Origin of the sequence: Emticicia sp. C21 (genome assembly GCF_003418935.1) — a bacterium.
Classification (GTDB): Bacteria; Bacteroidota; Bacteroidia; order Cytophagales; family Spirosomataceae; genus Emticicia.
In genome coordinates this window covers 83,380-108,337 of sequence record NZ_QVMT01000005.1, presented here as the reverse complement: position 1 = coordinate 108,337, position 24,958 = coordinate 83,380, and the positions used below count along the sequence as shown (strand labels likewise).

Annotated in this window: 23 protein-coding genes; 16 read left to right on the top strand and 7 right to left on the bottom strand. The window is 38.7% G+C overall.

Annotated features, from left to right (window positions below; all coding sequences use genetic code 11):
* Positions 1–80: 80 nt before the first annotated feature.
* The 5 genes from D0T08_RS13190 to aat all read left to right on the top strand — a co-directional run bounded on the left by D0T08_RS13190 (position 81) and on the right by aat (position 5,867).
* Positions 81–2,549: a M48 family metallopeptidase gene (locus D0T08_RS13190; RefSeq protein ID WP_116983125.1), complete on the top strand. Its 2,469-nt coding sequence runs from the start codon at positions 81–83 to the stop codon at positions 2,547–2,549.
* Positions 2,550–2,621: 72 nt separating this feature from the next.
* Positions 2,622–3,365: an ABC transporter ATP-binding protein gene (locus D0T08_RS13185; RefSeq protein ID WP_116983124.1), complete on the top strand. Its 744-nt coding sequence runs from the start codon at positions 2,622–2,624 to the stop codon at positions 3,363–3,365.
* Between the two features lie 70 nt (positions 3,366–3,435).
* A complete protein-coding gene (locus D0T08_RS13180) occupies positions 3,436–3,927 on the top strand; it encodes a DUF2911 domain-containing protein (RefSeq protein WP_116983123.1) in 492 nt (163 codons plus the stop codon).
* Between the two features lie 182 nt (positions 3,928–4,109).
* The gene (locus D0T08_RS13175; protein WP_116983122.1) at positions 4,110–5,156 is read left to right on the top strand and encodes a toxin-antitoxin system YwqK family antitoxin; all 1,047 of its coding nucleotides are present in this window, start codon (positions 4,110–4,112) and stop codon (positions 5,154–5,156) included.
* An 84-nt stretch (positions 5,157–5,240) separates the two neighbouring features.
* Positions 5,241–5,867, top strand: coding sequence for a leucyl/phenylalanyl-tRNA--protein transferase (gene aat / locus D0T08_RS13170; protein WP_116983121.1), 627 nt, complete (start codon positions 5,241–5,243; stop codon positions 5,865–5,867).
* On the opposite strand, the gene D0T08_RS13165 is transcribed toward aat, so the two are convergent.
* The 6 genes from D0T08_RS13165 to D0T08_RS13140 form a co-directional block, all read right to left on the bottom strand.
* The gene (locus D0T08_RS13165) at positions 5,857–7,233 is read right to left on the bottom strand and encodes a protein-disulfide reductase DsbD (RefSeq protein WP_116983120.1); all 1,377 of its coding nucleotides are present in this window, start codon (positions 7,231–7,233) and stop codon (positions 5,857–5,859) included. The genes aat and D0T08_RS13165 overlap by 11 nt on opposite strands.
* Positions 7,234–7,338: 105 nt before the next feature.
* Positions 7,339–7,782 carry a peptidylprolyl isomerase gene (locus D0T08_RS13160; RefSeq protein WP_116983119.1) on the bottom strand — a complete coding sequence of 148 codons (444 nt, stop codon included), beginning with the start codon at positions 7,780–7,782 and terminating at the stop codon, positions 7,339–7,341.
* A 261-nt stretch (positions 7,783–8,043) separates the two neighbouring features.
* Positions 8,044–9,033, bottom strand: a complete 990-nt coding sequence (gene moaA, locus D0T08_RS13155; protein WP_116983118.1) for a GTP 3',8-cyclase MoaA — start codon at positions 9,031–9,033, stop codon at positions 8,044–8,046.
* Positions 9,034–9,306: 273 nt separating this feature from the next.
* Positions 9,307–9,549: an ATP synthase F1 subunit epsilon gene (gene atpC, locus D0T08_RS13150; protein WP_116983117.1), complete on the bottom strand. Its 243-nt coding sequence runs from the start codon at positions 9,547–9,549 to the stop codon at positions 9,307–9,309.
* 2 nt (positions 9,550–9,551) lie between these two features.
* Positions 9,552–11,060, bottom strand: coding sequence for a F0F1 ATP synthase subunit beta (gene atpD / locus D0T08_RS13145; protein ID WP_116983116.1), 1,509 nt, complete (start codon positions 11,058–11,060; stop codon positions 9,552–9,554).
* A 527-nt stretch (positions 11,061–11,587) separates the two neighbouring features.
* Positions 11,588–12,943: a sugar porter family MFS transporter gene (locus tag D0T08_RS13140; protein WP_116983115.1), complete on the bottom strand. Its 1,356-nt coding sequence runs from the start codon at positions 12,941–12,943 to the stop codon at positions 11,588–11,590.
* Between the two features lie 122 nt (positions 12,944–13,065).
* Here D0T08_RS13140 and recF point away from each other — a divergent pair, with 122 nt between their 5' ends.
* From recF to pdhA, 3 genes are all read left to right on the top strand, one after another.
* On the top strand, positions 13,066–14,172 hold the full coding sequence (recF, locus tag D0T08_RS13135; RefSeq protein WP_116983114.1) for a DNA replication/repair protein RecF: 1,107 nt from the start codon (positions 13,066–13,068) through the stop codon (positions 14,170–14,172).
* A 174-nt stretch (positions 14,173–14,346) separates the two neighbouring features.
* Positions 14,347–14,652, top strand: coding sequence for a 30S ribosomal protein S10 (gene rpsJ / locus D0T08_RS13130; protein ID WP_101724935.1), 306 nt, complete (start codon positions 14,347–14,349; stop codon positions 14,650–14,652).
* 463 nt (positions 14,653–15,115) lie between these two features.
* Positions 15,116–16,132, top strand: a complete 1,017-nt coding sequence (gene pdhA / locus D0T08_RS13125; protein ID WP_116983113.1) for a pyruvate dehydrogenase (acetyl-transferring) E1 component subunit alpha — start codon at positions 15,116–15,118, stop codon at positions 16,130–16,132.
* Between the two features lie 191 nt (positions 16,133–16,323).
* Here pdhA and D0T08_RS13120 read toward each other — a convergent pair whose 3' ends face one another.
* On the bottom strand, positions 16,324–17,031 hold the full coding sequence (locus D0T08_RS13120) for an SDR family oxidoreductase (protein WP_116983112.1): 708 nt from the start codon (positions 17,029–17,031) through the stop codon (positions 16,324–16,326).
* A gap of 123 nt (positions 17,032–17,154) precedes the next feature.
* Here D0T08_RS13120 and D0T08_RS13115 point away from each other — a divergent pair, with 123 nt between their 5' ends.
* The 8 genes from D0T08_RS13115 to leuB all read left to right on the top strand — a co-directional run bounded on the left by D0T08_RS13115 (position 17,155) and on the right by leuB (position 24,871).
* A complete protein-coding gene (locus tag D0T08_RS13115; RefSeq protein WP_116983111.1) occupies positions 17,155–17,886 on the top strand; it encodes an ABC transporter permease in 732 nt (243 codons plus the stop codon).
* Positions 17,887–17,947: 61 nt separating this feature from the next.
* A complete protein-coding gene (locus D0T08_RS13110; RefSeq protein ID WP_116983110.1) occupies positions 17,948–18,706 on the top strand; it encodes an ABC transporter ATP-binding protein in 759 nt (252 codons plus the stop codon).
* Between the two features lie 4 nt (positions 18,707–18,710).
* On the top strand, positions 18,711–19,553 hold the full coding sequence (locus D0T08_RS13105) for a helix-turn-helix transcriptional regulator (protein WP_116983109.1): 843 nt from the start codon (positions 18,711–18,713) through the stop codon (positions 19,551–19,553).
* 129 nt (positions 19,554–19,682) lie between these two features.
* A complete protein-coding gene (leuC, locus tag D0T08_RS13100; RefSeq protein WP_116983108.1) occupies positions 19,683–21,083 on the top strand; it encodes a 3-isopropylmalate dehydratase large subunit in 1,401 nt (466 codons plus the stop codon).
* 70 nt (positions 21,084–21,153) lie between these two features.
* Entirely contained in the window at positions 21,154–21,750 is a 597-nt protein-coding gene (gene leuD, locus D0T08_RS13095; protein WP_116983107.1) for a 3-isopropylmalate dehydratase small subunit, read from the top strand.
* A gap of 50 nt (positions 21,751–21,800) precedes the next feature.
* On the top strand, positions 21,801–23,318 hold the full coding sequence (locus tag D0T08_RS13090) for an alpha-isopropylmalate synthase regulatory domain-containing protein (RefSeq protein WP_199538157.1): 1,518 nt from the start codon (positions 21,801–21,803) through the stop codon (positions 23,316–23,318).
* Positions 23,319–23,350: 32 nt separating this feature from the next.
* Positions 23,351–23,737, top strand: a complete 387-nt coding sequence (locus tag D0T08_RS13085; protein WP_116983105.1) for a GxxExxY protein — start codon at positions 23,351–23,353, stop codon at positions 23,735–23,737.
* A 63-nt stretch (positions 23,738–23,800) separates the two neighbouring features.
* Positions 23,801–24,871 carry a 3-isopropylmalate dehydrogenase gene (gene leuB, locus D0T08_RS13080; RefSeq protein WP_116983104.1) on the top strand — a complete coding sequence of 357 codons (1,071 nt, stop codon included), beginning with the start codon at positions 23,801–23,803 and terminating at the stop codon, positions 24,869–24,871.
* Positions 24,872–24,958: the final 87 nt, after the last annotated feature.

Below are 24,958 nucleotides of genomic sequence, written 5' to 3'. Positions count from 1 at the left end.
CGTCTATGTCTCGTTTGGTTTTTTGGCAAAATTGGTCTAAAACAGAAAAAATTATATGTCTTTGTATTTTAACAGTCTTGATGCTATCACTAGCCTTATTCGGTATTTATTGGTATCGTGGGTTAGAGAATGTTATCCATTGGGATGTACTCAGTGAGTTAGATGAAATACCTACCGTTACTAATAGCTTTTCAGATGGGCAACTGGAATATACCATCAATGGTAATGCCTATATTGTAAAGGAGCATTTCCTGGCTTCAATCATGCAAACCAATACTCTTGCAACGTATCTCTTCTTAGGTTTTTTTGCTATTGGATTAAACCTTTTACTAGCGGCCTTTTCGGCTTTGCCACGCTATTGGTTTTTAGGCGGTATGGTAGCTTTGGCAGGTGTATTCGTCACTTTCAGATTAGAGAATGTTTTTAATATTACTAATCAGGCAGCTTTTCTAGGGGCATTTGCAGTTTTTGCCGGACTGGCTTTTTATTTTAATAATTATACTGTCAAAGCAAGCTTTATTGAAAGGTTTGCGGGCTTCCTATTATTGACAATCATTGCTATTGGTATCATCCAATATTTCTCAAAAATTAGTCATCCATTTTTAGCAATAGCTTCTTATGGCTTATTGTCTGCAATTGCTTTTACAGTTCTGTTTGTGCTGTTAATTTCACACGAAATCGTAGCATCATTAGTATCAATTGTTTCCAATGCAGGTATCCGGGGTAAAAACTCTTTGAATCAGTTTCTCATCGTTTCTAGTATTTATCTGCTTAATATCCTGCTGATATATTTAGAAAGACATAAGTACATCGACTGGAATATTCTTGCCATTAGTCCGATTTTACTATTCGTTATTTCAACTGCTTTAGGCGTCTGGGGTTTCAGGGATGTTACGGAAGAATCAAACAATTTCAATTTCCGGACTATTGGGGTGTGGTTGTATTTGGGTCTGGCTCTTATAGCTACAGCAACGATCAGCCTGGCTTATGCTACCGGAAATGACCCATTGATCGACGCCTTTCAAAGCTTTATCATTACTGCGCATTTAATCATGGGCTTTGCCTTTTTCTTGTATGTAGTGCTCAATTTTATACAAGCTATGCAGAAAGGCTTACCTATCCACAGGATTCTCTACAGACCGCAATTTTTAGAGCTTTCCTTATTTCGTTTAGGAGCATTAGTTGGAATCGTTACACTTCTTTCGCTAAAAAATTTTTACGCCTATTATGAGGCAAGCGCAGGTTATTATAATACCATAGCAGATTACTATAAAGCAAGCGGCGATTTACCTTATGCGGAAGCATTCTACAAAGAGGCAACCCATAACGATGTAAGAAACCATAAGTCAAACTATGCTTTGGCTACACTGGCAATGGAAGTTAACGATAAGGATAATACAGGCGCATTTCTGAAAAATGCTTTAGAGAAGAACCCTAGTCCGTATGCGTATGCAGGCTTAAGTAAAGTATTACAGGAAAAAGAAATGTTTTTCGATGCACTGTTTACGATGCAGGCAGGGGTAAAGAGTTTTCCCGACAATCAACAACTCTTAACCAATCTTGCCTGGATATATGAAAAAACCAAAGTAACTGATTCAACCTTATATTATCTGAATCGTGCTAAGGAAAATTGTACCAATTGCGATTTGGCGGACGCTAATTTATTGGCATTCCATTTAAAATATGGCAAAGGAGATAGTCTGAAAAATGAAAACGCCAATGCTTCCACCAGTTTATTAGCCAATCAATCTGCATTACCAAATGACAAAAAAGCTATAAATGCTTCAGAAATTAAACTTGCCAGCGATTCGGCATTGAATGTCAGCCAGTTTGCATTAATCTATAATCTTACTACGATAGCAAGTGTAAAAGCGCCATTTTCGGGTAAAGATTTGCAGAAGATTCAACAAAAAGTGGCAAATCAGGGATTTTATGAAGACTTAGAGTTTGCCATTGCCTCGCAGAATTATTACAGAGAAAATAAAATAGAGGGCTTAAAACAATTGACAATTCTAGCCAATGATTCTACCAGGAAGAAAAAACTATATAATCAGGTAGTGGGCATGTGGTATCTGCAACAAGGCATATTTGATAAAGCCATAGTACATCTTGAAAGGTCAGGAGATAAAGCATCAGTAGAAGTTTTACAAAAGCAGGATTACGTTGTTAGTATCCCGGAATACCAACAAGCACAGGCAGAAGAGTTGTTAAAAAATGCTAAAACCAAAGTTGATTTTGATAAAGCACTTTCTGTAAGTCCACTAAATCCTATTATTATAAGTAAAACGGTTGATTTTTATAATACAAAACTCAACAAGCCAAACGATGCTTATAATCTCGTTTTCAATGCTTTGCAGGTGAATGATAACAGTGGAGAATTGTGGAAACTATATGTGTTGCAATCGCTAAAAATGGGAGTAGAAAACTATGCCGAAGAAGGGCTCGAAAAACTCCGTTTACTGATAAGCGCTACCGATTATCAAGCGTTTCTTTCCACCTATCAAGCCCAAAAAGCATTGATGGAAAAAAACAAGGTTGGTTTTGAATGATGAAATATATTTGAAATGAAATAGTGGGGTAGTACCTAAATACCCCATGTCACTCACTCATTCATATTACTAATGAAAATAATTGAGACTACCAATATTTCTAAACGCTACATTATGGGTAGCGAAATAATTGATGCCCTAAAGTCAGTTACCATTTCGGTTGATAAAGGAGAATATGTAGCGTTTATGGGCCCTTCGGGTTCCGGGAAATCTACGCTGATGAATATCATTGGTTGTCTTGATTCTCCGACAGGTGGTCGTTATGTATTAAATAATCAGGATGTGAGCCGTATGAGTGAGAACGAGCTTGCCGAAGTGAGAAACAAAGAAATTGGTTTCGTCTTTCAGACATTCAATCTTTTGCCTCGTCAATCTGCTTTAGAGAATGTTGCATTGCCTTTGATATATGCCGGCTATACTAAATCGCAGCGTACTGAAAAAGCCATGCAAACGCTTAAAAATGTAGGTTTGGAGAACAGAGCTCACCATAAACCTAATGAATTATCGGGTGGGCAGCGCCAACGTGTGGCCATTGCCAGAGCTCTGGTAAACGACCCTAGTATACTATTGGCCGATGAGCCGACTGGTAACCTTGATACCAGAACTTCTTACGAAATCATGGAGTTATTCGACCAGTTGTATTCGAAAGGAAATACAATTGTGATGGTAACGCACGAAGAAGACATAGCAAAATATTCGCACAGAATTGTTCGTTTAAGAGATGGTTTGGTTGAATCTGATAAAATTAATGCCTCGCCTACCAACCCAAGAGAAATGGCAAAATTGTTTGCAGAAAAAACTAAAGAACAATTTTAAAGGGCTGCTTAAACTAAACATAAAGTTTTTTCGTTTATACACATATACCATAACTAATTTTATCATTACTATGAAAAAAACAGTATTACTACTCTCATTCTTATTTTCAATTACTTCGTTAGTTTTTGCGCAAAAGGCAAGTCCACATGTGACAGCTGAAAGTAAAAACGTGAAAGTAAGTTATGGACAACCATCAAAGAAAGGACGTGTAATTTTTGGAGGCTTAGAGAAATACGGAACAGTTTGGAGAACAGGTGCAGATGAAGCAACAGAAATTACGTTTGCCAAAGACGTTAAATTTGGTGGGAAACCAGTTAAAGCAGGTACTTATACACTTTTCTCTAAATTAGGAGAGAAGGAGTGGACAATCATATTAAACAGTGAGTTGAAACAATGGGGTGCGTATGGTTACGACAAAATTAAAGATAAAAACGTAGCAGAGGTTACAGTCCCTACAAAAACATTGTCAACTCCGGTTGAAAAGCTAACAATCACTACTGATGATAAGGTTTTAACCATCGCCTGGGATACCACTAGCGTGAGTGTTCCCATGGAGTTTTAGGGTTTAGGTAAGTGTAGTGATAAAAAGCAGAGGCATGTGCTTCTGCTTTTTTTGTGTCTTTATGCAAGAATCTGGCATGAAAGATGTTATTTTTACATGGATATCCCAAAAAAGGGATAAGATTAAAATTTTTTTCGACTCTAATCGTTTGTATATAGAAGTAAAATGGCGTTTATCAGAAAATGAGATTTCTACCCATCATCATATTAAGTGCTAGCCTTTTAGAGGGCTTACATGCGGTGGCACAAACTACGACTCCCAATACTGTTCCGAGTTCAGTTCCTACTGCCAAGAAAAGAAAAGCTAAAGATATTATAAAAGATGCCATAGAAAATGGCCCGGTTGGTGTAAGCGGTGGCCCTAAGCTCTCAGCTGGTGCTTCTGCTTCGGGTGGCGTTTCTTCTTCTGCTTTAGGCTCTAAAGAGGGCTCTTTGGCTACACCTAATTTGAATATATCAAGTCCGGAAGATGCTAAAAAATTTGCCACTGAAACCTTGCCTGATTTAGGCCTGAAAATCTCAAAGAATTTCAAGAAGATAAAGAAAGAACTGAAAAGCCTGAAAAAGGAATTTAATGGTCGTGATTATGAGGGCCTAAAGGTAGAAAAACAAGTTCTTCGTCAGGGCAGTGGGAGTAGATTGACTTATAGTGAGTTTTATACGCTCAGAGAATACAAACAACCTGATTTATATAGTCGCCGTCTGTATTGGTTCGACCATAAAGCCAATAGAATTGTTGAGGGGATAGGCCGGGACAAAGAAAGAAACGATTTAATGCATGGCCCTTATAAAAAGTATCTGGGTGACTTATTAGTGGAAGAGGGATGGTATTATATGGGCACGAAACATGGCCGCTGGGAAGTGTACGATAAAAACTATAATCTACTGAATAAAGAATATTACGAAAAAGGCTTTGCCCGTGACGCCAGCATTACTTATTACGACGAATCGCAGAAGAAAATCAAAGAAGTGCTTCCAAGGAATTATGATAAGGTAACGGGTGAGTATTTCTTATTTAACGAAAGTGGTACATTGGCTGAGCAGGGAATGATGGATGATAGCGTAAAAGTAGGCCAATGGGTAGAATATTATCCTACCGGAAACAGACGTAAGAAGGAGGTTCAATACGGAAAAGACTGCTTTGATACTGCTTTTGAATCCTATACAATACGCGAATACGACGAGCGTGGAAAGATGATTTTTGAGTCACCGAAAGTAAAGAAAAACTAAAGATTTTGGCAGAATAAAAGCCGGATTTCTATAGTTTTTCTCCATTTTTTTCTTATCTTTGTTAGAGTTCTTGCTAACAAATAAATGACTACACTCTCAGCTGACGACTTAATTTATGGGTATATAAATGGTATTTTCCCGATGGCCGATTCTGATGGTACACTCTACTGGTACTCTCCTGACCCTCGAGCTATTATACCCATAGATACTTATAAACCTCCCAAATCTCTCAGACCGGTTATTAATAAAAATCAATTTGAGATACGGATTGACCACGATTTCAGGGCGGTGATGTCAGCATGTTCGAAACCACGCAGAGACTCAGAAGATACCTGGATTTCAGACGAAATTATAGATGCTTATACAAATCTACATCAGATTGGTTTTGCTCATAGCGTAGAAGCTTATCTGAATAACCAACTGGTAGGTGGCTTATATGGCGTATCTATCGGAGCAGCCTTTTTTGGTGAGTCAATGTTTTACACAGAGCCCAACGCCTCAAAAGTAGCGTTCAATTACCTGATGGAATTGCTTAAAAAACAAAAGTTTGAGCTCTTGGATACCCAATTTATCAACGATAACGTGCGTCGTTTCGGAGCCATAGAAATCGGCAAAGCAGATTATATGCGAAAGCTTAAAAAAGCCATTAGCCGTAAGGCCAGATTTACAGAATCAGAAGTTGAACATTTGTTTACGCCCATTACTTCTTGAAATTATTAATTCCTTCGTCTAAAAACTTAATAAAGTCTTCTTTTGAGCTATAACCAATCGCTTGTTTTACAATGAGTTTACCATTCGTATCTTCAATCACATAATATGGCTGTGCATTGTTATTATACTTGGTAATTTCCAGATCCATGTTTTTATCGCCGATAGTCTCTTTCAGTTCATCATCATACTTCGATATATATTGTTTCTCTTTAGGCAAGGCCTTTTTATCATCAACATACAACGAGGCAATCACAAACTCGTTTTTAAGCCTTTCTAGGACTTCTGGTTTTGGCCATACATTCTCTTCCATCTTACGGCAATTGGCGCAGGCATAGCCCGTGAAATCAATGAAAATTGGCTTATTTACTTCTTTGGCATAAGCCAGGGCATCGTCATAATCATAAAAGCCTTGTAAATCGTGCGGAAGGGCACGAAGCTTAGAACCATCAGCCACAGCCATATTAAGCGCTTTAGGTGGTAATAGACCAGATAAAAGGCTAAGTTCACGACCTCTAATAAAACCTGAAGCCATATAAGCCGTAAATGCAAAGAAGATAAGCGCAAAAACTACTCTCTGAATACTGAATTTCGTAACCTTATTATCTTTCGGTAAGCGAATAACTCCTAAAATATATAAGCCAATCGCCGCAAAAATAACAATCCAGATACCTAAGAAAAGATTACGGGAAATAAGATTGAAGTGATAAGTTAAATCTATATTACTCAAAAACTTCAAAGCTAAAGCAAACTCGAGGATGCCAAAAACGGCTTTCATTTCATTCATCCAACCACCTGATTTAGGCAGGCTTTTTAACCATTGCGGGAACATAGCCAAAGAGGTAAAAACTGCGGCAAATGGTAATCCAAAAGCCAACATACCCCAAAGCGGTCTCCAGACTTCACCTTTAGCCGCCAGAATCAACAAAGACCCTACAAATGGCGCTGTACATGAGAACGATACGACTACTAAAGTAAGTGCCATGAAGAAGATGCCTAGCAGACCACCTTTTTCTGACATTTTATCGATATTATTCACCACATTATGCGGTAACACAATTTCAAATGCCCCTAAAAGTGAAATACCGAAGATGATGAAAATAACGAAGAATATAAGATTGGGAATCCAGTGCGTACTGATGAAATTAAGGAATGGTGCCCCAAAAAGCGTAGCAACCAAGCCTATAATAGCAAAAACAAACATAATAGAGAAACCATAGAATGTAGCTTTGCTGGTACCTTGCGACTGCTTCGTGAAGAAACTAACCGTCATCGGCATAATCGGATAAATACACGGCATGAAAATAGACGCAAAACCTGCTAAAAACGCAGTTAGTAGAAATCCAATTAATGTATTACTTTCTTGCATAGAGTAGTTTGTTGTTAGGAATAAATAACCCTGTTGTTCTAATTAAACAAAAAACTGCCTGAAAAATTTCATTCCAGGCAGCTTTTAACAAAACTTTTACAAATATTATGCCTCTGTTTCAGTAATGTTAATTTTTTGAATTTTATCTCCCTGACGGATCGCATCAACTACCTCAAGACCTTCAACTACTTTTCCGAAACAAGTATGGTTGCGGTCAAGGTGAGCGGTGTTAGTACGGTTATGGCAGATAAAGAACTGCGAACCGCCTGTATTACGACCTCTATGTGCCATTGAAAGCACACCTTTATCATGATATTGGTTATTTCCGGTTAATTCACATTCAATTGTATAGCCCGGGCCACCTGCACCTGTTCCGGTTGGGTCTCCACCCTGAATCATGAAATCAGGAATTACGCGGTGGAATTTCAAACCATCGTAAAATCCTTTTTTAGCAAGTGTTACAAAATTATTAACTGCAATAGGAGCATCTTGTTCGTAAAATTCGATAAGCATCGTCCCCTTATCGGTAATCATTTCAGCTTTTAACATGTGTTTGTTTTCGTTACGGCGACCCGTTTGAAATTTAAGAATTATATGGAATAAATTTTAAAACATATTTGTCGAATCAAATTATTCAAAAATTTGAATATACCGTCCCTACGGGACTTTAAAAATACTTTGGCTATTTTTCCACCGATATAGCATCCCTAACGGGATATCTTTAGTCCCGTAGGGACGATATATCGGCGGCCGCCGCGCGGTAGCAAGAATATGTTTTCCGAATATCTGTATCCCGTAGGGATAATATATTCAACCACCAATAGTGGTCATAGACTCTGAAACCAGATTTTTGCGATTTTTCTCTGCCTCAAAGCCATTCAGTGCACGACTTTGGAGCGCTTCGCTGATTAATAACTTAATTTGCTCATCAGAAAGTTTCTGACGCATCATATCACGGATATTAAAAACACCATCATCATATAAACAGGTTTTAAAAACGCCTGTAGGAGTTACCCTTACACGGTTACAAGTACCGCAAAAGGTACGGCTGAAAGCGGCAATCACGCCGATGCTCCCCTTAAAGTTCGGAATCTGATAATTATATGAAGTAGAGTTAGGCTCGTCTTGCAAACGATAAATTTCAGGATAAACCGAACGGATTAAATCCATTATCCGGCCATAGCTCCAGAAATTCTGAATCTGGTCAGGTCGAAGCCCTGCGCCGTTAAAAGGCATTTCTTCAATAAATCTTACTGATACATTCTGGTCTCTTGCCAGTTCTACCATTGATAGAATATCTTCGTCATTCTTACCCGACATCACTACCGTATTAATTTTTACAGGAATATCATGCGTCAAAAGTGTCTCTAATGTCTCCCAAACTTTCGGAAATTCATCACGCCGGGTTATTTCATAGAAGCGTTGGCGGTCGAGAGAGTCTAAACTCAGATTCACCGAACTAACACCCAATTTTTTCAATTCAGGTACTAAAGGAGCAGTAAGGACACCATTAGTAGTAATGTTGATTTTATTAATACCTTCAATCTCTGATAATTTCCAGAGAAAAGGCATGATATCTCTTCTTAAAAAGGGCTCACCTCCGGTAATGCGTACTTTACTGATACCCATTTCTGCCAGAATACTCACCAGTCGAATCATTTCTTCATAGCTCAACAAATGAGGTTTTGGCAAATACTGAATGCCTTCTTCGGGCATACAATAAAAGCATCGCAAATTACAGCGGTCTGTAACTGCCAACCTCAAATAATTGATGGGCCTGCCATGATTGTCTATGAGCATATTTGGCTATTTAGTGGTTGAGTGAATGAGCGATTTAGTGATTAAGCCGCTTCGCGGTGATTAGTCTTGAACTTTGATTTATCTGATTTAATGATTTCACTGATAAAAGCACTTTTATGGTTATAACGTAAAGTCATAATAATCAATTCAATCAGGTAAATCAAAGTTCAAGATTAAATCACTCAATTCTTAATCAATAGTAAAAGTACTATATTCCTATAAAAAACAAAAGAGGCATGGATATCCACGCCTCTTTGAATATTATATTCAAAATTAAGCTACTGCCTCGGCAAGTACCAGAATTTTATTTTTTACTACTTCTACTACGCCACCATCTACTACAAATGTTTGTTTTTTGCCATTTGCTTCGATCACCAAATCACCTTTGGCAAGTGTACTGACAATAGGAGCATGGTCTTTCAGAACCTGAAAACGACCTTCGCTACCAGGGAAAGAAACAGCGTTTACTTCGCCAGTATAGACTTTTTTATCGGGGGTAATTATTTCTAAATTCATGATTATTGTTTGTTCGCTTCAGCAATCAATTTTTCACCTTTCACAACGGCATCTTCGATTGTTCCAACCAAGTTGAAAGCTGATTCAGGAAGATTGTCGTGGTGGCCGTCCATAATTGCGTTAAAGCCTTTGATTGTATCGTTAATATCAACCAATACACCTTTCAAACCTGTAAACTGCTCAGCTACGAAGAATGGTTGAGATAAGAAACGTTGTACACGACGAGCACGTGCTACAACCAGTTTATCTTCTTCTGATAACTCTTCCAAACCAAGGATAGCAATGATATCTTGTAACTCTTTGTAACGTTGTAAGATATTTTTTACACGTTGTGCTGTGTTGTAGTGAGCATCACCCAATACAGCAGCAGAAAGAATACGTGAAGATGAATCAAGTGGATCCACCGCAGGATAGATACCAAGCTCAGAGATTTTACGGCTTAATACCGTAGTAGCATCTAAGTGGGTAAAGGTTGTTGCAGGAGCAGGGTCAGTCAAGTCATCGGCAGGTACATATACCGCTTGTACTGATGTAATTGAACCACGTTTGGTTGATGCGATACGCTCTTGCATATTACCCATTTCGGTTGCCAATGTTGGTTGGTAACCTACCGCAGATGGCATACGACCTAGTAGAGCGGATACCTCTGAACCAGCTTGAGTAAAGCGGAAGATATTATCGATAAAGAAAAGAATATCACGACCTTTGCCTTCGCCATCACCGTCACGGAAGTGCTCAGCAACTGTAAGACCCGATAAAGCTACACGCGCACGTGCTCCCGGAGGCTCGTTCATCTGACCGAAGATAAAGGTTGCTTGTGAATCTTTCAAAGCTTCTTTATCTACCACGCTCAAATCCCAGCCGCCTTCTTCCATTGAATGTTTGAATGCGTCACCGTATTTCACGATACCAGATTCAATCATCTCACGAAGTAGGTCATTACCTTCACGTGTACGCTCACCTACACCGGCAAATACTGAAAGACCTGCGTAAGCTTTGGCAATATTGTTAATCAACTCCTGAATTAATACGGTTTTACCTACACCCGCACCACCAAACAAACCGATTTTACCCCCTTTTACGTAAGGAGCAAGGAGGTCAATTACTTTGATACCAGTAAAAAGAACTTCGGTTGAAGTTGCTAATTCTTCAAATTTCGGTGCTGCGCGGTGAATAGACATACCCGGAGTAGTTACCTGCTCCAAACCGTCAATAGCTTCACCAACTACGTTGAACAAACGACCTTTAATAGCATCGCCTGTTGGCATAGTAATCGGTGTTCCCAAGTGTGCAACGCTCATACCACGTTGTAAACCTTCAGTACCGTCCATCGCAATGGTACGTACGCGGTCTTCGCCAAGGTGTTGTTGTACTTCAAGGATAACTTTCTGACCATTTGCCTTTTCTACTGACAACGCATCAAGAATAGGGGGGATAAACGAACCTTTGCCCTCAAAACTCACGTCAACCACGGGTCCGATAATCTGTGAGATTTTACCAATATTAGCCATTTATGGAGTATTTTAAAATTTAGATAGATTAAAACGAAATGAGACGTAAAACAATACCATCCCGTTTTGGGACGCAAAATTAATACTTCTGATTTGCAAAAGCAAAATCTTATGCAAGGATTTTGTATTTTTTTTAGATAGCCCCCCTCTTTCAGGACATTATTATTAATAAAACCAAAATATGATTTTGGTAAAAAATCGAGAAATTCCCGTATAAACCATCGATGAATGCTTGATAAACGTCTTTGCAACCATTGAATAAAAAAGAATTAAAGCCGAATTAAAATATGACGTAAAAAAGTTACGGGTTTAATTAGAGAAGTGTATAAACTAAAAGTTACCAAAAGGAAAATTTTGTAGAGACATAATGCATTACGTCTCCAGGGGTCTATAAATAGGTTTAGTCTATCTTTTTTGGAAAAAATATCTCCTTAATCATAATATATCTGATTGGACAGTCCCTTGGAGACGTAATGCATTACGTCTCTAAGAAAACAACAATAAATAGTTCCAAAAATCCTCTCCGATTAACTATACTTCCATTTCTCCTCAATATCTTCCAAACTCATGCCTTTGGTTTCAAAAACGATAAATTTGGCAAAAAGTAGCCCTAATAATACCACAACGGTATAAATTCCAAAGATACCACCATTGGTACCCAAAGAAGTAGCGGCCATAATCGGGAAGGTATAAGCCACACAAAAATCAAATACCCAGTGATTGAAACTACCCATACTGGAAGCAAATCCTCTGATTTTTAATGGGTAAATCTCCGAAATCAATAGCCAACCTAAGGGTCCTAGGCTAATGGCAAAGAAAATAATATAGGTATATACCCCACCTACCAACATGAATTGTTGTAAGCCAGGATTTAAAGAATCTTTCAGGAAAAATGCTAAACCTACACTTGATAAACAGATAGCGGTACCAATCAAACCTGTATATAATAATGGTTTACGCCCCCATTTATCCAGGAACATAATGGCAAAAATCGTAGCTAATGAATTGGTTACTCCTACCCCAACTGTAGCTAAAGCAGCAGTATTACCCTCCGGAAATACATTTTTGAAAATATCAGTAGAGAAATAGATAATGGCATTGATACCCGAAAACTGCTGAATAAAGAAAATACCGATGGCAATAAATAAAGGAATACGGAGGCGTTTGCTGAATAGCATTTTCCAACTCGCTTTATTATGTTTCTCATTGTCTATAACTCTTTTGGTATTGGCCAGTTCTTGTTTGGCTTGCTCTGGGTCACGCAGGCGATTCAATACTTCTAACGCCTCTGTTTCTCGCCCTTTACTTATTAACCATCGTGGGCTTTCAGGTACAAATAACATTCCTAAAAACAGGATAGCCGCCGGGACGAAGCCTGCCCAGAACATACTTCTCCAACCATCTTCATGCTCGGCAAAGAAATACCCAACTACGTAAGAAAGAAGAATACCTAGTGTAATAGCTAATTGGAAGAAAGTTACCAATTGTCCGCGCATATTGGTTGGGGCAATTTCAGCTAAATATAAAGGTACAGTAGAGGCTACAATACCAATAGCTAATCCCAGAAATAAACGCCCGATAATCAAAAAAGTAATACTTGGTGCAACGGCAGTAATGATTGAGCCTACTACGAAAACCAGTGAAGCTACAATGTTTATTTTCTTTCTGCCCAGAACGTCGGTTAATGGCCCGCTGATAAATGGCCCGAGCATACCGCCTGCCAATACCGCACCTACAATCCAACCCTCTGTTTCAGGACTTGGGTTAAAACGTGCTCTTAGTGAGGGGAGGGCTACATTGATAACGCCGGTATCAAAACCAAATAAGAGTCCACCGGTAGCAGCTACGGCGGCAATGAAATAAAGGAGGGTGTTTTTGTTCATAAATCCATAGGTTAAGGTAAAGTGAGCATACAAATAAAGTAAAAATTTGCGAAAAATTTCGTAATTTCGTAGTACGTATTATTTGAATGTAGCGTTAAATATTGGTCATTGAAACTAGCAGAATGTTTTTAGAAAAAATCTATCTCTCTAACTTTAAAAATTACGAAGAAGCCTCTTACAATTTCTCTCCACAGGTAAACTGTATTGTTGGTGAAAATGGAAGTGGGAAAACTAATCTGCTTGATTCCATCTATTTTCTTGCCTTAAGCAAAAGTTCTATCCATCATCAGGATGCCCACAATATCAATCACTATGCCGAGTTTATGCTGATTGATGGGGTTTTCAAAAAAAATAACCGTACCCATCAGATTACCTGTTCTATTCAGCGTGGTCAGCGTAAAATATTAATGCACGAAAAGAAACCCTATGAGCGGATTTCTGACCATATCGGTCAATTTCCGGTAGTATTAATTGCGCCAGATGATACAGAACTGATTAAAGAAGGAAGCGACGAAAGACGACGGTTTTTTGATGGAGTGCTCTCGCAAATGGATAATGAGTATCTGAATGATTACCAACAATACAACCGCATTTTAGAGCAAAGAAACAGTCTTCTAAAAATATTTGCCGATAGAAACTTCATCGACCAGGATTTATTGGATACGTATTCGGACCCTCTGGTGAAGTTGGCTTTGCGTATCTATAAACAAAGAAGAAACTTTGTAGATACTTTTTTGCCGATATTCAAAAAGCATTATGCAATTATCAGCGATGGTCGAGAGGAAGTTGAAATAATTTATGAATCCGAAGTAGCCAGTGGGGAATTTCTACAGGAGTTCAGATTAAATAGACAAACTGATGTAAGGGCTCAACGCACGACGAAAGGGATACATAAAGACGATTATATATTTGAGATTGATACTTACCCTATCAAAAAATTTGGCTCACAAGGTCAACAGAAATCATTTGTGATGGCGCTTCGTCTGGCACAGTTTGAAATGATTGAAACCCTACGAGAAACAAAGCCGATTCTGCTACTAGATGATATTTTCGATAAACTGGATGACAGAAGAATACATAGTCTGGTTGAAAGTATCAATAATCATACTTTCGGACAAGTGTTTATTACTGATGCCCGCCCTGAACGGACGCAGAAGATTCTGGAGGAGGTGACAGCAGAGGTCAAGTATTTTACTATTACGCCTGAACATAAGACTATAAACTCATAAAGTGTAACTGCTTATTTTTCAGCTTTTTATTTCACTTTTTCCGTTCTCCATTCTTCTTTTTCTAAAACTTTTCCGTACCTTTGCACCCGCGTTGAAAAAATCGACGCATTTTTTTGCCCCTTTTCTGAAGCAAATGGTTCTTTCGGAGGGGTTCATCTAAAAAATTTTGAACCAATGTCACAAAAAATCAGAATCAAATTAAAGTCATTTGACCACAACCTAGTGGACAAATCGGCTGAGAGAATCGTGAAGGCTGTAAAATCTACCGGAGCCGTTGTAAGCGGACCAATTCCGTTGCCTACTCGCAAAGAAATCTTCACTGTATTACGTTCTCCGCACGTTAATAAAAAATCACGTGAGCAGTTCCAGTTATGTACTTACAAACGTCTGATCGACATTTACTCGGCTAGTCCGAAAACTGTTGACGCGTTGATGAAATTGGAATTACCAAGTGGTGTTGACGTAGAGATTAAAGTATAGTTATCTCTTAATACTGATGTGAGAGGCCTCTGGATTTGTTCAGAGGCTTTTTTTGTGGGTTTCGGTTATTCATATTTCATTCAATAAATAGAAGATTGGAAGATTTTAATATATCGTCCCTACGGGACTTAGAAGTTTTTTTCTTTGATTTATCTACCGATATCACATCCCTACGGGATATTGAATAATGAATTTTCAAGGTATCAGTCCCGTAGGGACGGTATATCAGTAGATAAAAAATCGCCACCTTTTCTTAATATCCCGTAGGGATAATATATTAATTAAGACGAGCATATTTCATCTGACCAATATATTTAGAAAAAATTAATGTAATAATTCCGCTTAATTGCCTACATAAATCAATAGAATATCTCAATATTTTTCTTCCATAATGATTTAATTCCTAAATTTGCTACCCTCTAAGCAAAAATGCATTTATAAATTTTAAGCAAAATAGATTCAGATGGCAGCTACGAAAGAAAAAGCACCAAAGGTAAAATACAGCAAGGAAACATATATGTATTGGTACGAGTCTATGTATCTTCAAAGAAAATTTGAAGAAAAAGCCGGACAGTTGTATGGACAGCAAAAGATTCGTGGATTTTGTCACTTATATATCGGGCAGGAAGCTTGTTCTTCAGGAGCGGTTTCAGCCTTAACTAAAGACGATAAGTGGATTACAGCCTATAGAGACCATGGTCACCCACTAGCATTAGGCACAGACCCTAATAAAATAATGGCCGAACTATATGGTAAAGAAACAGGTACAACTAAAGGTAAAGGCGGTTCGATGCACATTTTTGATAAAGAGGTAAACTTTATCGGTGGTCATGGTATCGTAGGTGCACAGATTCCTTTAGGTGCAGGTATCGCTTTCGCTGAAAAATATAAAGGTACACAAAACCTTTGTATGTGTTATTTTGGTGATGGTGCGGTACGTCAGGGTGCATTGCACGAAGCTTTCAACATGGCTATGACCTGGAAATTGCCAGTTATTTTCATCGTTGAAAACAACGGTTATGCCATGGGTACATCTGTAGCTCGTACATCAAATGTAAGAGAATTATATACTATCGGTGAATCTTATGACATGCCAGCAGAGCCAGTTGATGCGATGGATGTTGAAATGGTACACGAAGCTGTAAAACGTGCCGCTGACCGTGCTAGAGCTGGTGAAGGCCCGACTTTCTTAGAATTTAAAACGTACCGTTTCCGTGGTCACTCAATGTCTGACCCACAAAAATATCGAACCAAAGACGAAGTAGAAGAGTGGAAAAGCCGGGACCCATTGGAACTTGTCAAAGATCGTATTTTAAAGAATGGTATTGCTACAGAAGCAGAATTAGAAGAAATCGATAACCGTGTGAAAGCGAAAGTAGAAGAATCAGTGAAATTTGCTGAAGAATCTCCATTCCCTAAAGCAGAAACGGCATTCGATGATATTTATGTGCAGTCTGATTATCCTTTTTTGAGAGAGTAGTTGAAGCATATACCCCGAGTTTCACCGAATGAATTCGGTGGCTAAAATAACAAAGGAACTGTCATCTTACAAGTGCGGACTTAAATCCGCACACATATACGAAATTATTCCTTTGTTTTCTTAGTGTTTTCGCAAAAACGAAGAAAGCCGGCTTGGAGAGTCGGCTTTCTTCGTTTTTAGATTTGAATATTTTAAATATCCCCTTTTTGCGGTCGCATCACAATCTCCTCAATTACAGCACTATCAGATAAATTATAGGCAGTCCAGATAGTTTTTGCTACATCATCAGCGCTCATAAATCTTTCTGCTGGAATATCTACACCTGCCCAGCTATCGGTTAATACGGCTCCAGGCATAATAGAAGTGACCTTTATGTTATAAGGCTTCAATTCTTCTCTTAATCCTTTGCTAAAACCCAATAAAGCAAATTTAGAAATGCTATAAGACCCACCATTCGGATATGCCATCAGGCTGGCAACCGAACACATATTAAAAATGTGCCCGCTTTTCTGCGCTATCATGCCTTTTACTAAACCTCTTGTCAGGTGGTATGCGCTATACAAATTAGTTTCTATAAGATTTTCTAATATTCCATCTTCTTCCTCATAAATATTCCCTGGAATAAAGTTGCCAGCATTATTCACTAAAATATCAACAGGTCGGCTAAGTAATTGAATAAAATCTACTAAACCCCTTACTTGTTCTTTTTTTGCTAAATTGGCGGCATAAGTAAAGCAGTTAACTTTATATTCAGTATTAATAAAACTCTGTAATTCCTGTAAATCTTTTCTTTTTCGGGCTGATACTACTATATCGAATCCGTTTTTAGCAAATATTTCAACGATTGCTCGGCCGATTCCTCTGGTACCTCCAGTAACAACTATTAGTTTGTGGCTCATTATCTGTTAATTAAAGTGTTTTTTGCAATTGGATTGGTTTTTGAATATAAATACCATAACTAAAATGCGTTATTAAACAATTGCTTATCTTTGCAAATATCGTTAAAAACTTAGCTTAAAATTATGTTTTCTATTGTAGGAAGGTATTTAATATTTCTGGGAAAACTATTTACCAGACGAGAGACGTTCAAAGTATATTGGAATAGGTTTTTAGACGAGTGTTTAAACATTGGTATTAGTTCTATATTTATCGTTGCCATTGTAGCAGTCTTTATTGGTGCGGTAACCTGCGTACAAACCCGGGCAAACTTAGTGAGTCCGTTAATACCTGTATACATCGTGAGTAATATTGTGCGGGATATGACCCTCCTTGAGCTTTCTTCCACATTTATGTGTGTGGTATTGGCCGGAAAAGTAGGTTCTAATATCGCTGGTGAGTTGGGAACCATGAAAATTACTGAACAAATTGATGCTTTAGAAGTAATGGGTATCAATTCAGCTTCTTATCTGGTATTGCCTAAACTCTTAGCTTCAATTTTTACTTTTCCTTTATTAGCTATTCTCTCTGGTTTCTTAGGTATTATGGGTGGTTACCTGGCAGGTACTTTAACAGGTATTATCACCCCGGAAGATTATATCTACGGCATCCGATACTCTTTTATTCCTTTCAACGTTTTTATTGCTATTATTAAAGCCTTTGTATTCGGTTTTCTTATTTCTACTATCTCTGCTTTTAAAGGTTATTATACTAGTGGTGGAGCATTAGAAGTAGGGCAGGCGAGTACCGCTGCTGTAACTAATAGCTGTATTGCGGTTTTGATAGCTGATTATTTATTAGCAGAGTTATTAACATAGAAATTGATTAAAGGAAAAGAAGCACATTCCTATTTATACTGCAATTCAGGATTGAGATTATATGATAGAAATCAAACACATTTCGAAGTCTTTCAATGACCGCCAGGTATTAGATAATGTTAGTGGTACATTTAAAAAAGGTCAGACGAGCTTAGTTATTGGCGCAAGTGGTACTGGAAAAAGCGTATTGTTGAAATGTATGCTTGATTTGGTACGACCTGAAAAGGGTGCTACGCTTTACGATGGCCGGGATTTCTATATAGGCGAAGAAGAAGACAAGAAAAATATCCGTCGGGAAATGGGTGTGCTTTTTCAGGGAGGCGCCTTGTTTGATTCGCAGACTGTTCATAACAATGTGCAATTCCCTTTGGATATGCTTACCGAAATGCCGGAAGCCGAAAAAAGAGACCGTGTAGAGTTTTGTTTGCAACGGGTAGGATTAGAGGGAACAGGCAACCGGATGCCCTCTGAAATATCTGGTGGGATGAAAAAACGCGTAGGTATTGCACGAGCTATCGTGATGAATCCTAAATATTTGTTTTGTGATGAACCAAACTCGGGTCTTGACCCATTGACCTCTATCAAAATTGATGAATTAATTAAGGAAATTACAGAAGAATATAAAACTACTACCGTAATTATCACCCACGATATGAACTCTGTACTTTCTATCGGTGATTATATTATGTTTCTGTATAAAGGAAAAAAACTATGGGAGGGTAACAGCCAGACCATACTTGATACCACTATACCTGAATTAGAAGAATTCGTATTCTCTAATAAAGCCTTGACGAAAATGAGAGCCGAAAAACGTAAATAATATCATGCTTCGGGTCCCCTCTTCTATAAGTGCCAATGAATTTGAATCATTAAAGATTCAGGATATGACATTCGTAGCCTATCGGAACAATGTCTATCCATCCCGCAACGAAATTTTTTTTGAAGAGCATGCCATTATTTATGTATTAGAAGGCGAAAAGAAATTTATCTCTCCAACCCAGGATATTCACGTACAAAAAGGCCAGATTCTCTTTTTTCAGCGAGGTTGTTATTCGATGAATGAATCGATTGACAGCAACTACCGAAGCCTTGTTTTTTTCTTTCCTGAAAACCTTTTAAAAGAATTTGTTGCGCAAAACCTTTCTTTATTTGAAGATTCAACCGAAGGACCTTTTGAACAGATATTAAGTTTAGAAAGCACTGAAAACTTTGATAAGTTCGTCGATTCATTGATTCCTTTCTTTAGTGCCAGAACTAATCTGATGAATCAGTTTCTAAAACTGAAATTCACAGAATTGATGCTGCATTTGCTTGAACTTGACCGGAGCAATCAATTCAAAAGAACACTTTTCAAAATCTATCAGGGACAAAAAATAGATTTAGGATACCTACTGGAAACCTATTACCTGAAACCATTATCCATTGACGAATTAGCCCGTATCTCAGGCAGAAGTCTTTCTGTCTTCAAACGGGATTTCGAGCAACAATTTCATACCTCTCCGGCCGCCTGGATAAAGAACAAACGGCTGGAGTATGCTTCCTTTCTTCTACAAAACACTTCCAAAAACGTTTCTGAAATCAGCCTTGAAATAGGGTATGAGAGCGTTTCGCACTTCATCAAAGCATTTAAAGAAAAATACGGTTTTACGCCCAAGAAAAACCATTGAGCTAAAAACACTATTTTTTGGGCGTATTTCGTTAATCCTTATTGAGATATTCTACGCAATTTTGTATTGTTCAATTTCTGCAAAGGGAATTGGCCTATACACTAACAGAAAAAAACGCTTAAATATAAAATGTCAACACCAAAATCACTATTCGACAAAGTATGGGACGCTCACGTTGTGCGTAAAATCGAAGATGGTCCGGATGTATTCTTCATCGACCGTCACTTTATTCATGAAGTAACCAGTCCGGTAGCATTCCTTGGCCTCGAAACCAGAGGAATCGATGTATTGTTCCCTGAACGTACATTTGCTACTGCCGACCACAATACGCCAACAATCAACCAACACCTTCCGGTGGCAGACCCGCTTTCAGCTAACCAATTGAAAGCATTAGAGACAAATACTGCTAAATACGGTATTTCTCACTGGGGCTTAGGACATGCAAAAAATGGTATCGTACACGTAGTAGGGCCAGAAAATGGTATTACTCAACCGGGTATGACGATTGTATGTGGTGACTCTCATACTTCTACACATGGTGCTTTTGGTGCCATTGCCTTTGGTATCGGTACATCAGAGGTGGAGATGGTACTTTCATCGCAATGTATCATGCAGCCTAAACCTAAGAAAATGCGTGTGACCATCAATGGCAAATTAGGTGCGGCAGTGATGCCTAAAGACGTAACCTTATATATTATCTCACAATTATCTGCCGCAGGTGCCACAGGATACTTTGTAGAATATGCCGGAGATGTGTTCAGAAATATGTCGATGGAAGGCCGTATGACGGTTTGTAATATGTCTATCGAAATGGGTGCCAGAGGTGGCATGATTGCTCCAGATGAAACTACTTTTGCTTATTTAAAAGGTAGAGAATTAGCACCAAAAGGTGAAGCATGGGATAAAGCAGTAGCTTACTGGAAAACCCTACCAACCGAAGAAGGAGCAACCTTTGATATAGAATATAATTTCGATGCTGCTGATATTGAACCGCAAATTACCTATGGTACAAACCCGGGTTTAGGTACAGGTATCTCGCAAAATATTCCATTAGCCAATCAGGTAAAAGACGGTGAAGCCAGCTACAAAAAATCGTTGGGCTATATGGGCTTTGCGGAAAACGAGCAGATAGTTGGTAAATCAATCGACTACGTTTTCTTAGGAAGTTGCACCAATGGTCGTATCGAAGACTTCCGTGCTTTTGCTTCTATCGTAAAAGGACGGAAGAAAGCAGACAACGTAACGGCTTGGTTAGTACCGGGTTCTCATATCGTTGAATCTCAAATCAAAGAAGAAGGTATTCTGGATATTCTGAATGAAGCCGGGTTCGAATTGCGTCAACCAGGTTGTTCAGCTTGTTTGGCCATGAACGACGACAAGATTCCTGCAGGTAAATATGCGGTTTCTACCTCCAACCGTAACTTCGAAGGTCGCCAGGGACCGGGTGCACGTACACTATTGGCTAGTCCATTAGTAGCTGCCGCTGCTGCTGTTACTGGTAAAGTAACTGACCCAAGAGAATTAATCTAATACACTAAACACCGATTGTCAGATATATAAAAATGCTTATATATATCTGGCATAAAAAATATTACGACAAATGGCTTACGATAAATTTACAGTGCTTAAAAGCACCGCAGTACCTATGCCTATCGAAAACGTAGATACTGACCAGATTATCCCTGCGCGTTTCTTGAAAGCAACCAAACGTGAAGGCTTCGGCGATAACTTATTCAGAGATTGGCGCTATAATGGCGATGATACCCCAAAACAGGATTTCGTATTGAATAACCCGATTTATTCAGGTAAAATCTTAGTTGGTGGCCGTAACTTCGGCAGTGGTTCAAGCCGTGAGCACGCTGCCTGGGCTATCTACGATTACGGTTTCCGTTGTGTGGTATCTAGCTTCTTTGCTGATATTTTCAAAGGAAACTCTATCAACATTGGTCTATTACCTGTACAGGTTAGTCCTGAATTTCTGGACAAAATCTTCAAAGCTATCGAAGCCGACCCTAAAGCAGAATTAGAAGTAAACTTACCTGAACAGACGATCACTATTGTATCGACAGGCGAACAGGAAAGTTTTGCTATCAATGGTTATAAAAAACATAATATGATTAATGGCTACGATGATATTGATTATCTGCAAGCTATGAAAAGCGAGATAAAAACATTTGCTGAGGCAAGTCTCTATTAATCAGTATCGATAAAGGAGACAACAAAACCACTGCTTTAAGCAACAGCAAAATGAAATATATAGAAATAATGGATACAACACTCCGCGATGGCGAACAGACCAGCGGAGTGTCTTTTTCTTCTACCGAGAAACTGGCCATTGCACAGATACTGCTAACAGAAGTAAAAGTTGACCGCCTGGAGGTAGCTTCTGCAAGGGTATCTGACGGTGAGTTTCAGGCGGTGAAAAAAATTACTTCATGGGCAGCGGAAAACGGATTGTTAGATAAAATAGAGGTGTTAACCTTTGTTGATGGAGATACTTCTGTCAAATGGATGCTAGAGGCAGGGGCGAAAGTCATGAACCTGCTTACTAAAGGCTCATTGAACCATTTGACCCATCAGCTGAAGAAAACGCCTGAACAGCATTTTGATGAAATAGTACAGGTAATTGCCTTAGCACAATCAGAAGATATCAAGTGTAATGTATATCTGGAAGATTGGAGCAACGGCATGAGAAATTCTCGCGAATACGTCTTCCAATATCTGGACTTTCTCACAAAACAGCCGATTGAACGAGTACTTTTACCTGATACACTGGGGGTATTGACTCCTGCAGAATCTTTCGAATTTGTACATGCCATCATTCAGCGTTATCCGGACACACATTTTGATTTTCATGCCCATAATGACTACGATTTAGGCGTAGCCAATGTGATGGAAGCCATTCGTGCCGGAGCTCAAGGCTTACACCTAACAGTTAATGGGATGGGTGAAAGAGCCGGAAATGCTCCTTTAGCGAGTGTTATTGCGGTATTAAATGATTTCTTCCCTGAAGTAAAAACTTCTGTTGTTGAAAATTCTCTGTATTCGGTAAGCAGATTGGTTGAAACGTTTTCGGGTTTCCGTGTGCCTGTTAATAAGCCTGTAGTAGGGGAGAACGTATTCACCCAAACGGCAGGTATCCATGCTGATGGAGACAATAAAAATAACCTCTACTTCAATGACCTGATGCCTGAACGCTTCGGGCGTACGCGTAAGTATGCTTTAGGTAAAACTTCGGGTAAGGCTAATATAGAGAAAAACCTGCAAGAATTAGGGATTAAACTCTCTCAGGAGGACTTAAAGAAAGTTACCCAACGTATCATTGAATTAGGGGATAAAAAAGAGGTGGTTACCAGAGAAGACTTACCCTATATTATTTCCGATGTAATTGATACGAGTGCTATTGAAGAAAAAGTGGTAGTGCTCAATTATGTGTTAACTCATTCAAAAAATCTTCGCCCGTCAGCCACTTTATTGGTTAAAATTGATGGACATACTTATGAAGAAAGTGCACAGGGTGATGGACAGTACGATGCGTTTATGAATGCCTTGAAGAAGATTTATGATACAAAGAAGATACTTCTCCCAATGCTGACTGACTATGCCGTACGGATTCCGCCTGGGGGTAAAACAGATGCGCTTTGTGAGACTATCATTACCTGGGAATTGAATAATAAAGAATTCAAAACTCACGGCCTTGATTCTGACCAGACTGTATCAGCCATCAAAGCCACCCAAAAAATGCTTAATTTGATTCAATTTTAGTCACCTTTTTTAACCACGGAGTTTCACTAAGTATGGCACTGAGTTACACGGAGTTAAACAACTTAACAGGTAATGTATTGAAAGCTGCGTATGAAGTTCATACTGCTTTAGGGCCGGGACTTTTGGAGAGTGCTTATAAAGAATGTTTATTCTATAAATTATTCAAGGCTGGTATCAACGCTGAGAAAGAGAAGCCAATGCCATTAATATTTGAAGAAGTTAAATTGGATTGTGGGTATAGAATTGATATTTTAGTTGAAAATCAAATTGTATTAGAAATTAAATCAGTAGAAGCCATTAATGATGTTCATCGTGCTCAGGTATTAACCTACATGAGATTAGGTAAATATAAGTTAGGCTATCTAATGAATTTTAATGTAGTAAGTTTAAAAGAAGGTATAAAAAGATTCGCATTATAAACCCCGTGAAACTCCGTGCAAAACTCGGTGTCACTCCGTGGTTAAATTCAATAACCAAAATAAATGAAAAAACATATCTTAGTTGTTCCCGGAGACGGTATCGGGCAGGAAGTAACAGCCGTTGGAAAAAAAGTAGTAGAAAAAATTGCAGCGAAATTCGGTCATGAATTTACGTATGACGAGGCCCTGATAGGCCACGTAGCTATTGAAGCAACCGGAGACCCACTACCAGCAGAGACATTAGAAAAAATGCGTGCTTCTGACGCCGTGCTTTTCGGCGCTGTTGGTCATCCGAAATACGACAATGACCCAACTGCCAAAGTTCGTCCGGAGCAAGGTTTGTTAAAAATGCGTAAAGAATTAGGATTGTATGCCAACCTACGCCCTATCAAATTATTTGATGAACTATTAGGCGCGTCAAGCATCAAACCTGAAATCCTGAAAGGTTCTGATATCCTATTTTTCCGTGAACTAACAGGAGATATTTATTTCGGAGAAAAAGGTCGCAAAAACGATGGCGACACTGCTTATGATATTGCTGAATACAGTCGTTATGAAGTAGAGCGCATCGCCCGCAAAGCTTTTGATGCTGCTATGACACGTGGTAAAAAAGTAATGTCGGTAGATAAAGCAAACGTATTGGAGACCAGCCGTTTGTGGAGAGAGACCGTACAAAAAGTAGCAAAAGAATATCCGGAAGTAACAGTAGAGCATCAATTTGTTGATTCTGCAGCGATGTTACTAATCAAAAATCCAAAGCAATTCGATGTAGTGGTTACAGCTAACCTTTTTGGTGATATCCTTACTGACGAAGCTTCTCAGATTGCCGGTTCAATGGGTATGTTAGCTTCGGCATCAGTTGGTGATAGCACGGGCGTTTATGAGCCAATCCATGGTTCTGCGCATGATATTACCGGCAAGGGTTTAGCTAACCCAATGGCATCGATTCTGTCAGCCGCCTTAATGTTAGATATTTCATTTGGCTTGAAAGCAGAAAGCGAAGCCATCATTTCAGCAGTTGAACAAACATTGAAGGCAGGTTTTCGTACCGGAGATATTGCAGATGCTTCTACACCTAAAGACATGATTTTAGGTACAGATGCCATTGGCGAAGAGATTTTGAAACGCATTTAAGCATTATAATAGTTTTCTTATTTATTAGACACGTCGCATAAGCCTTATGTGGCGTGTTCTTTTTTTCATCAGATTTATTAGTTAATT

Excerpts from the sequence above, each read along its gene's own strand:
- D0T08_RS13190 (WP_116983125.1), top strand. The coding sequence starts at position 81 with ATGCTATCACTAGCCTTATTCGGTATTTATTGGTATCGTGGGTTAGAG.
- D0T08_RS13185 (WP_116983124.1), top strand. The coding sequence starts at position 2,622 with ATGAAAATAATTGAGACTACCAATATTTCTAAACGCTACATTATGGGT.
- D0T08_RS13180 (WP_116983123.1), top strand. The coding sequence starts at position 3,436 with ATGAAAAAAACAGTATTACTACTCTCATTCTTATTTTCAATTACTTCG.
- D0T08_RS13175 (WP_116983122.1), top strand. The coding sequence starts at position 4,110 with ATGAGATTTCTACCCATCATCATATTAAGTGCTAGCCTTTTAGAGGGC.
- aat (WP_116983121.1), top strand. The coding sequence starts at position 5,241 with ATGACTACACTCTCAGCTGACGACTTAATTTATGGGTATATAAATGGT.
- D0T08_RS13165 (WP_116983120.1), bottom strand. The coding sequence starts at position 7,233 with ATGCAAGAAAGTAATACATTAATTGGATTTCTACTAACTGCGTTTTTA.
- D0T08_RS13160 (WP_116983119.1), bottom strand. The coding sequence starts at position 7,782 with ATGTTAAAAGCTGAAATGATTACCGATAAGGGGACGATGCTTATCGAA.
- moaA (WP_116983118.1), bottom strand. The coding sequence starts at position 9,033 with ATGCTCATAGACAATCATGGCAGGCCCATCAATTATTTGAGGTTGGCA.
- atpC (WP_116983117.1), bottom strand. The coding sequence starts at position 9,549 with ATGAATTTAGAAATAATTACCCCCGATAAAAAAGTCTATACTGGCGAA.
- atpD (WP_116983116.1), bottom strand. The coding sequence starts at position 11,060 with ATGGCTAATATTGGTAAAATCTCACAGATTATCGGACCCGTGGTTGAC.
- D0T08_RS13140 (WP_116983115.1), bottom strand. The coding sequence starts at position 12,943 with ATGAACAAAAACACCCTCCTTTATTTCATTGCCGCCGTAGCTGCTACC.
- recF (WP_116983114.1), top strand. The coding sequence starts at position 13,066 with ATGTTTTTAGAAAAAATCTATCTCTCTAACTTTAAAAATTACGAAGAA.
- rpsJ (WP_101724935.1), top strand. The coding sequence starts at position 14,347 with ATGTCACAAAAAATCAGAATCAAATTAAAGTCATTTGACCACAACCTA.
- pdhA (WP_116983113.1), top strand. The coding sequence starts at position 15,116 with ATGGCAGCTACGAAAGAAAAAGCACCAAAGGTAAAATACAGCAAGGAA.
- D0T08_RS13120 (WP_116983112.1), bottom strand. The coding sequence starts at position 17,031 with ATGAGCCACAAACTAATAGTTGTTACTGGAGGTACCAGAGGAATCGGC.
- D0T08_RS13115 (WP_116983111.1), top strand. The coding sequence starts at position 17,155 with ATGTTTTCTATTGTAGGAAGGTATTTAATATTTCTGGGAAAACTATTT.
- D0T08_RS13110 (WP_116983110.1), top strand. The coding sequence starts at position 17,948 with ATGATAGAAATCAAACACATTTCGAAGTCTTTCAATGACCGCCAGGTA.
- D0T08_RS13105 (WP_116983109.1), top strand. The coding sequence starts at position 18,711 with ATGCTTCGGGTCCCCTCTTCTATAAGTGCCAATGAATTTGAATCATTA.
- leuC (WP_116983108.1), top strand. The coding sequence starts at position 19,683 with ATGTCAACACCAAAATCACTATTCGACAAAGTATGGGACGCTCACGTT.
- leuD (WP_116983107.1), top strand. The coding sequence starts at position 21,154 with ATGGCTTACGATAAATTTACAGTGCTTAAAAGCACCGCAGTACCTATG.
- D0T08_RS13090 (WP_199538157.1), top strand. The coding sequence starts at position 21,801 with ATGAAATATATAGAAATAATGGATACAACACTCCGCGATGGCGAACAG.
- D0T08_RS13085 (WP_116983105.1), top strand. The coding sequence starts at position 23,351 with ATGGCACTGAGTTACACGGAGTTAAACAACTTAACAGGTAATGTATTG.
- leuB (WP_116983104.1), top strand. The coding sequence starts at position 23,801 with ATGAAAAAACATATCTTAGTTGTTCCCGGAGACGGTATCGGGCAGGAA.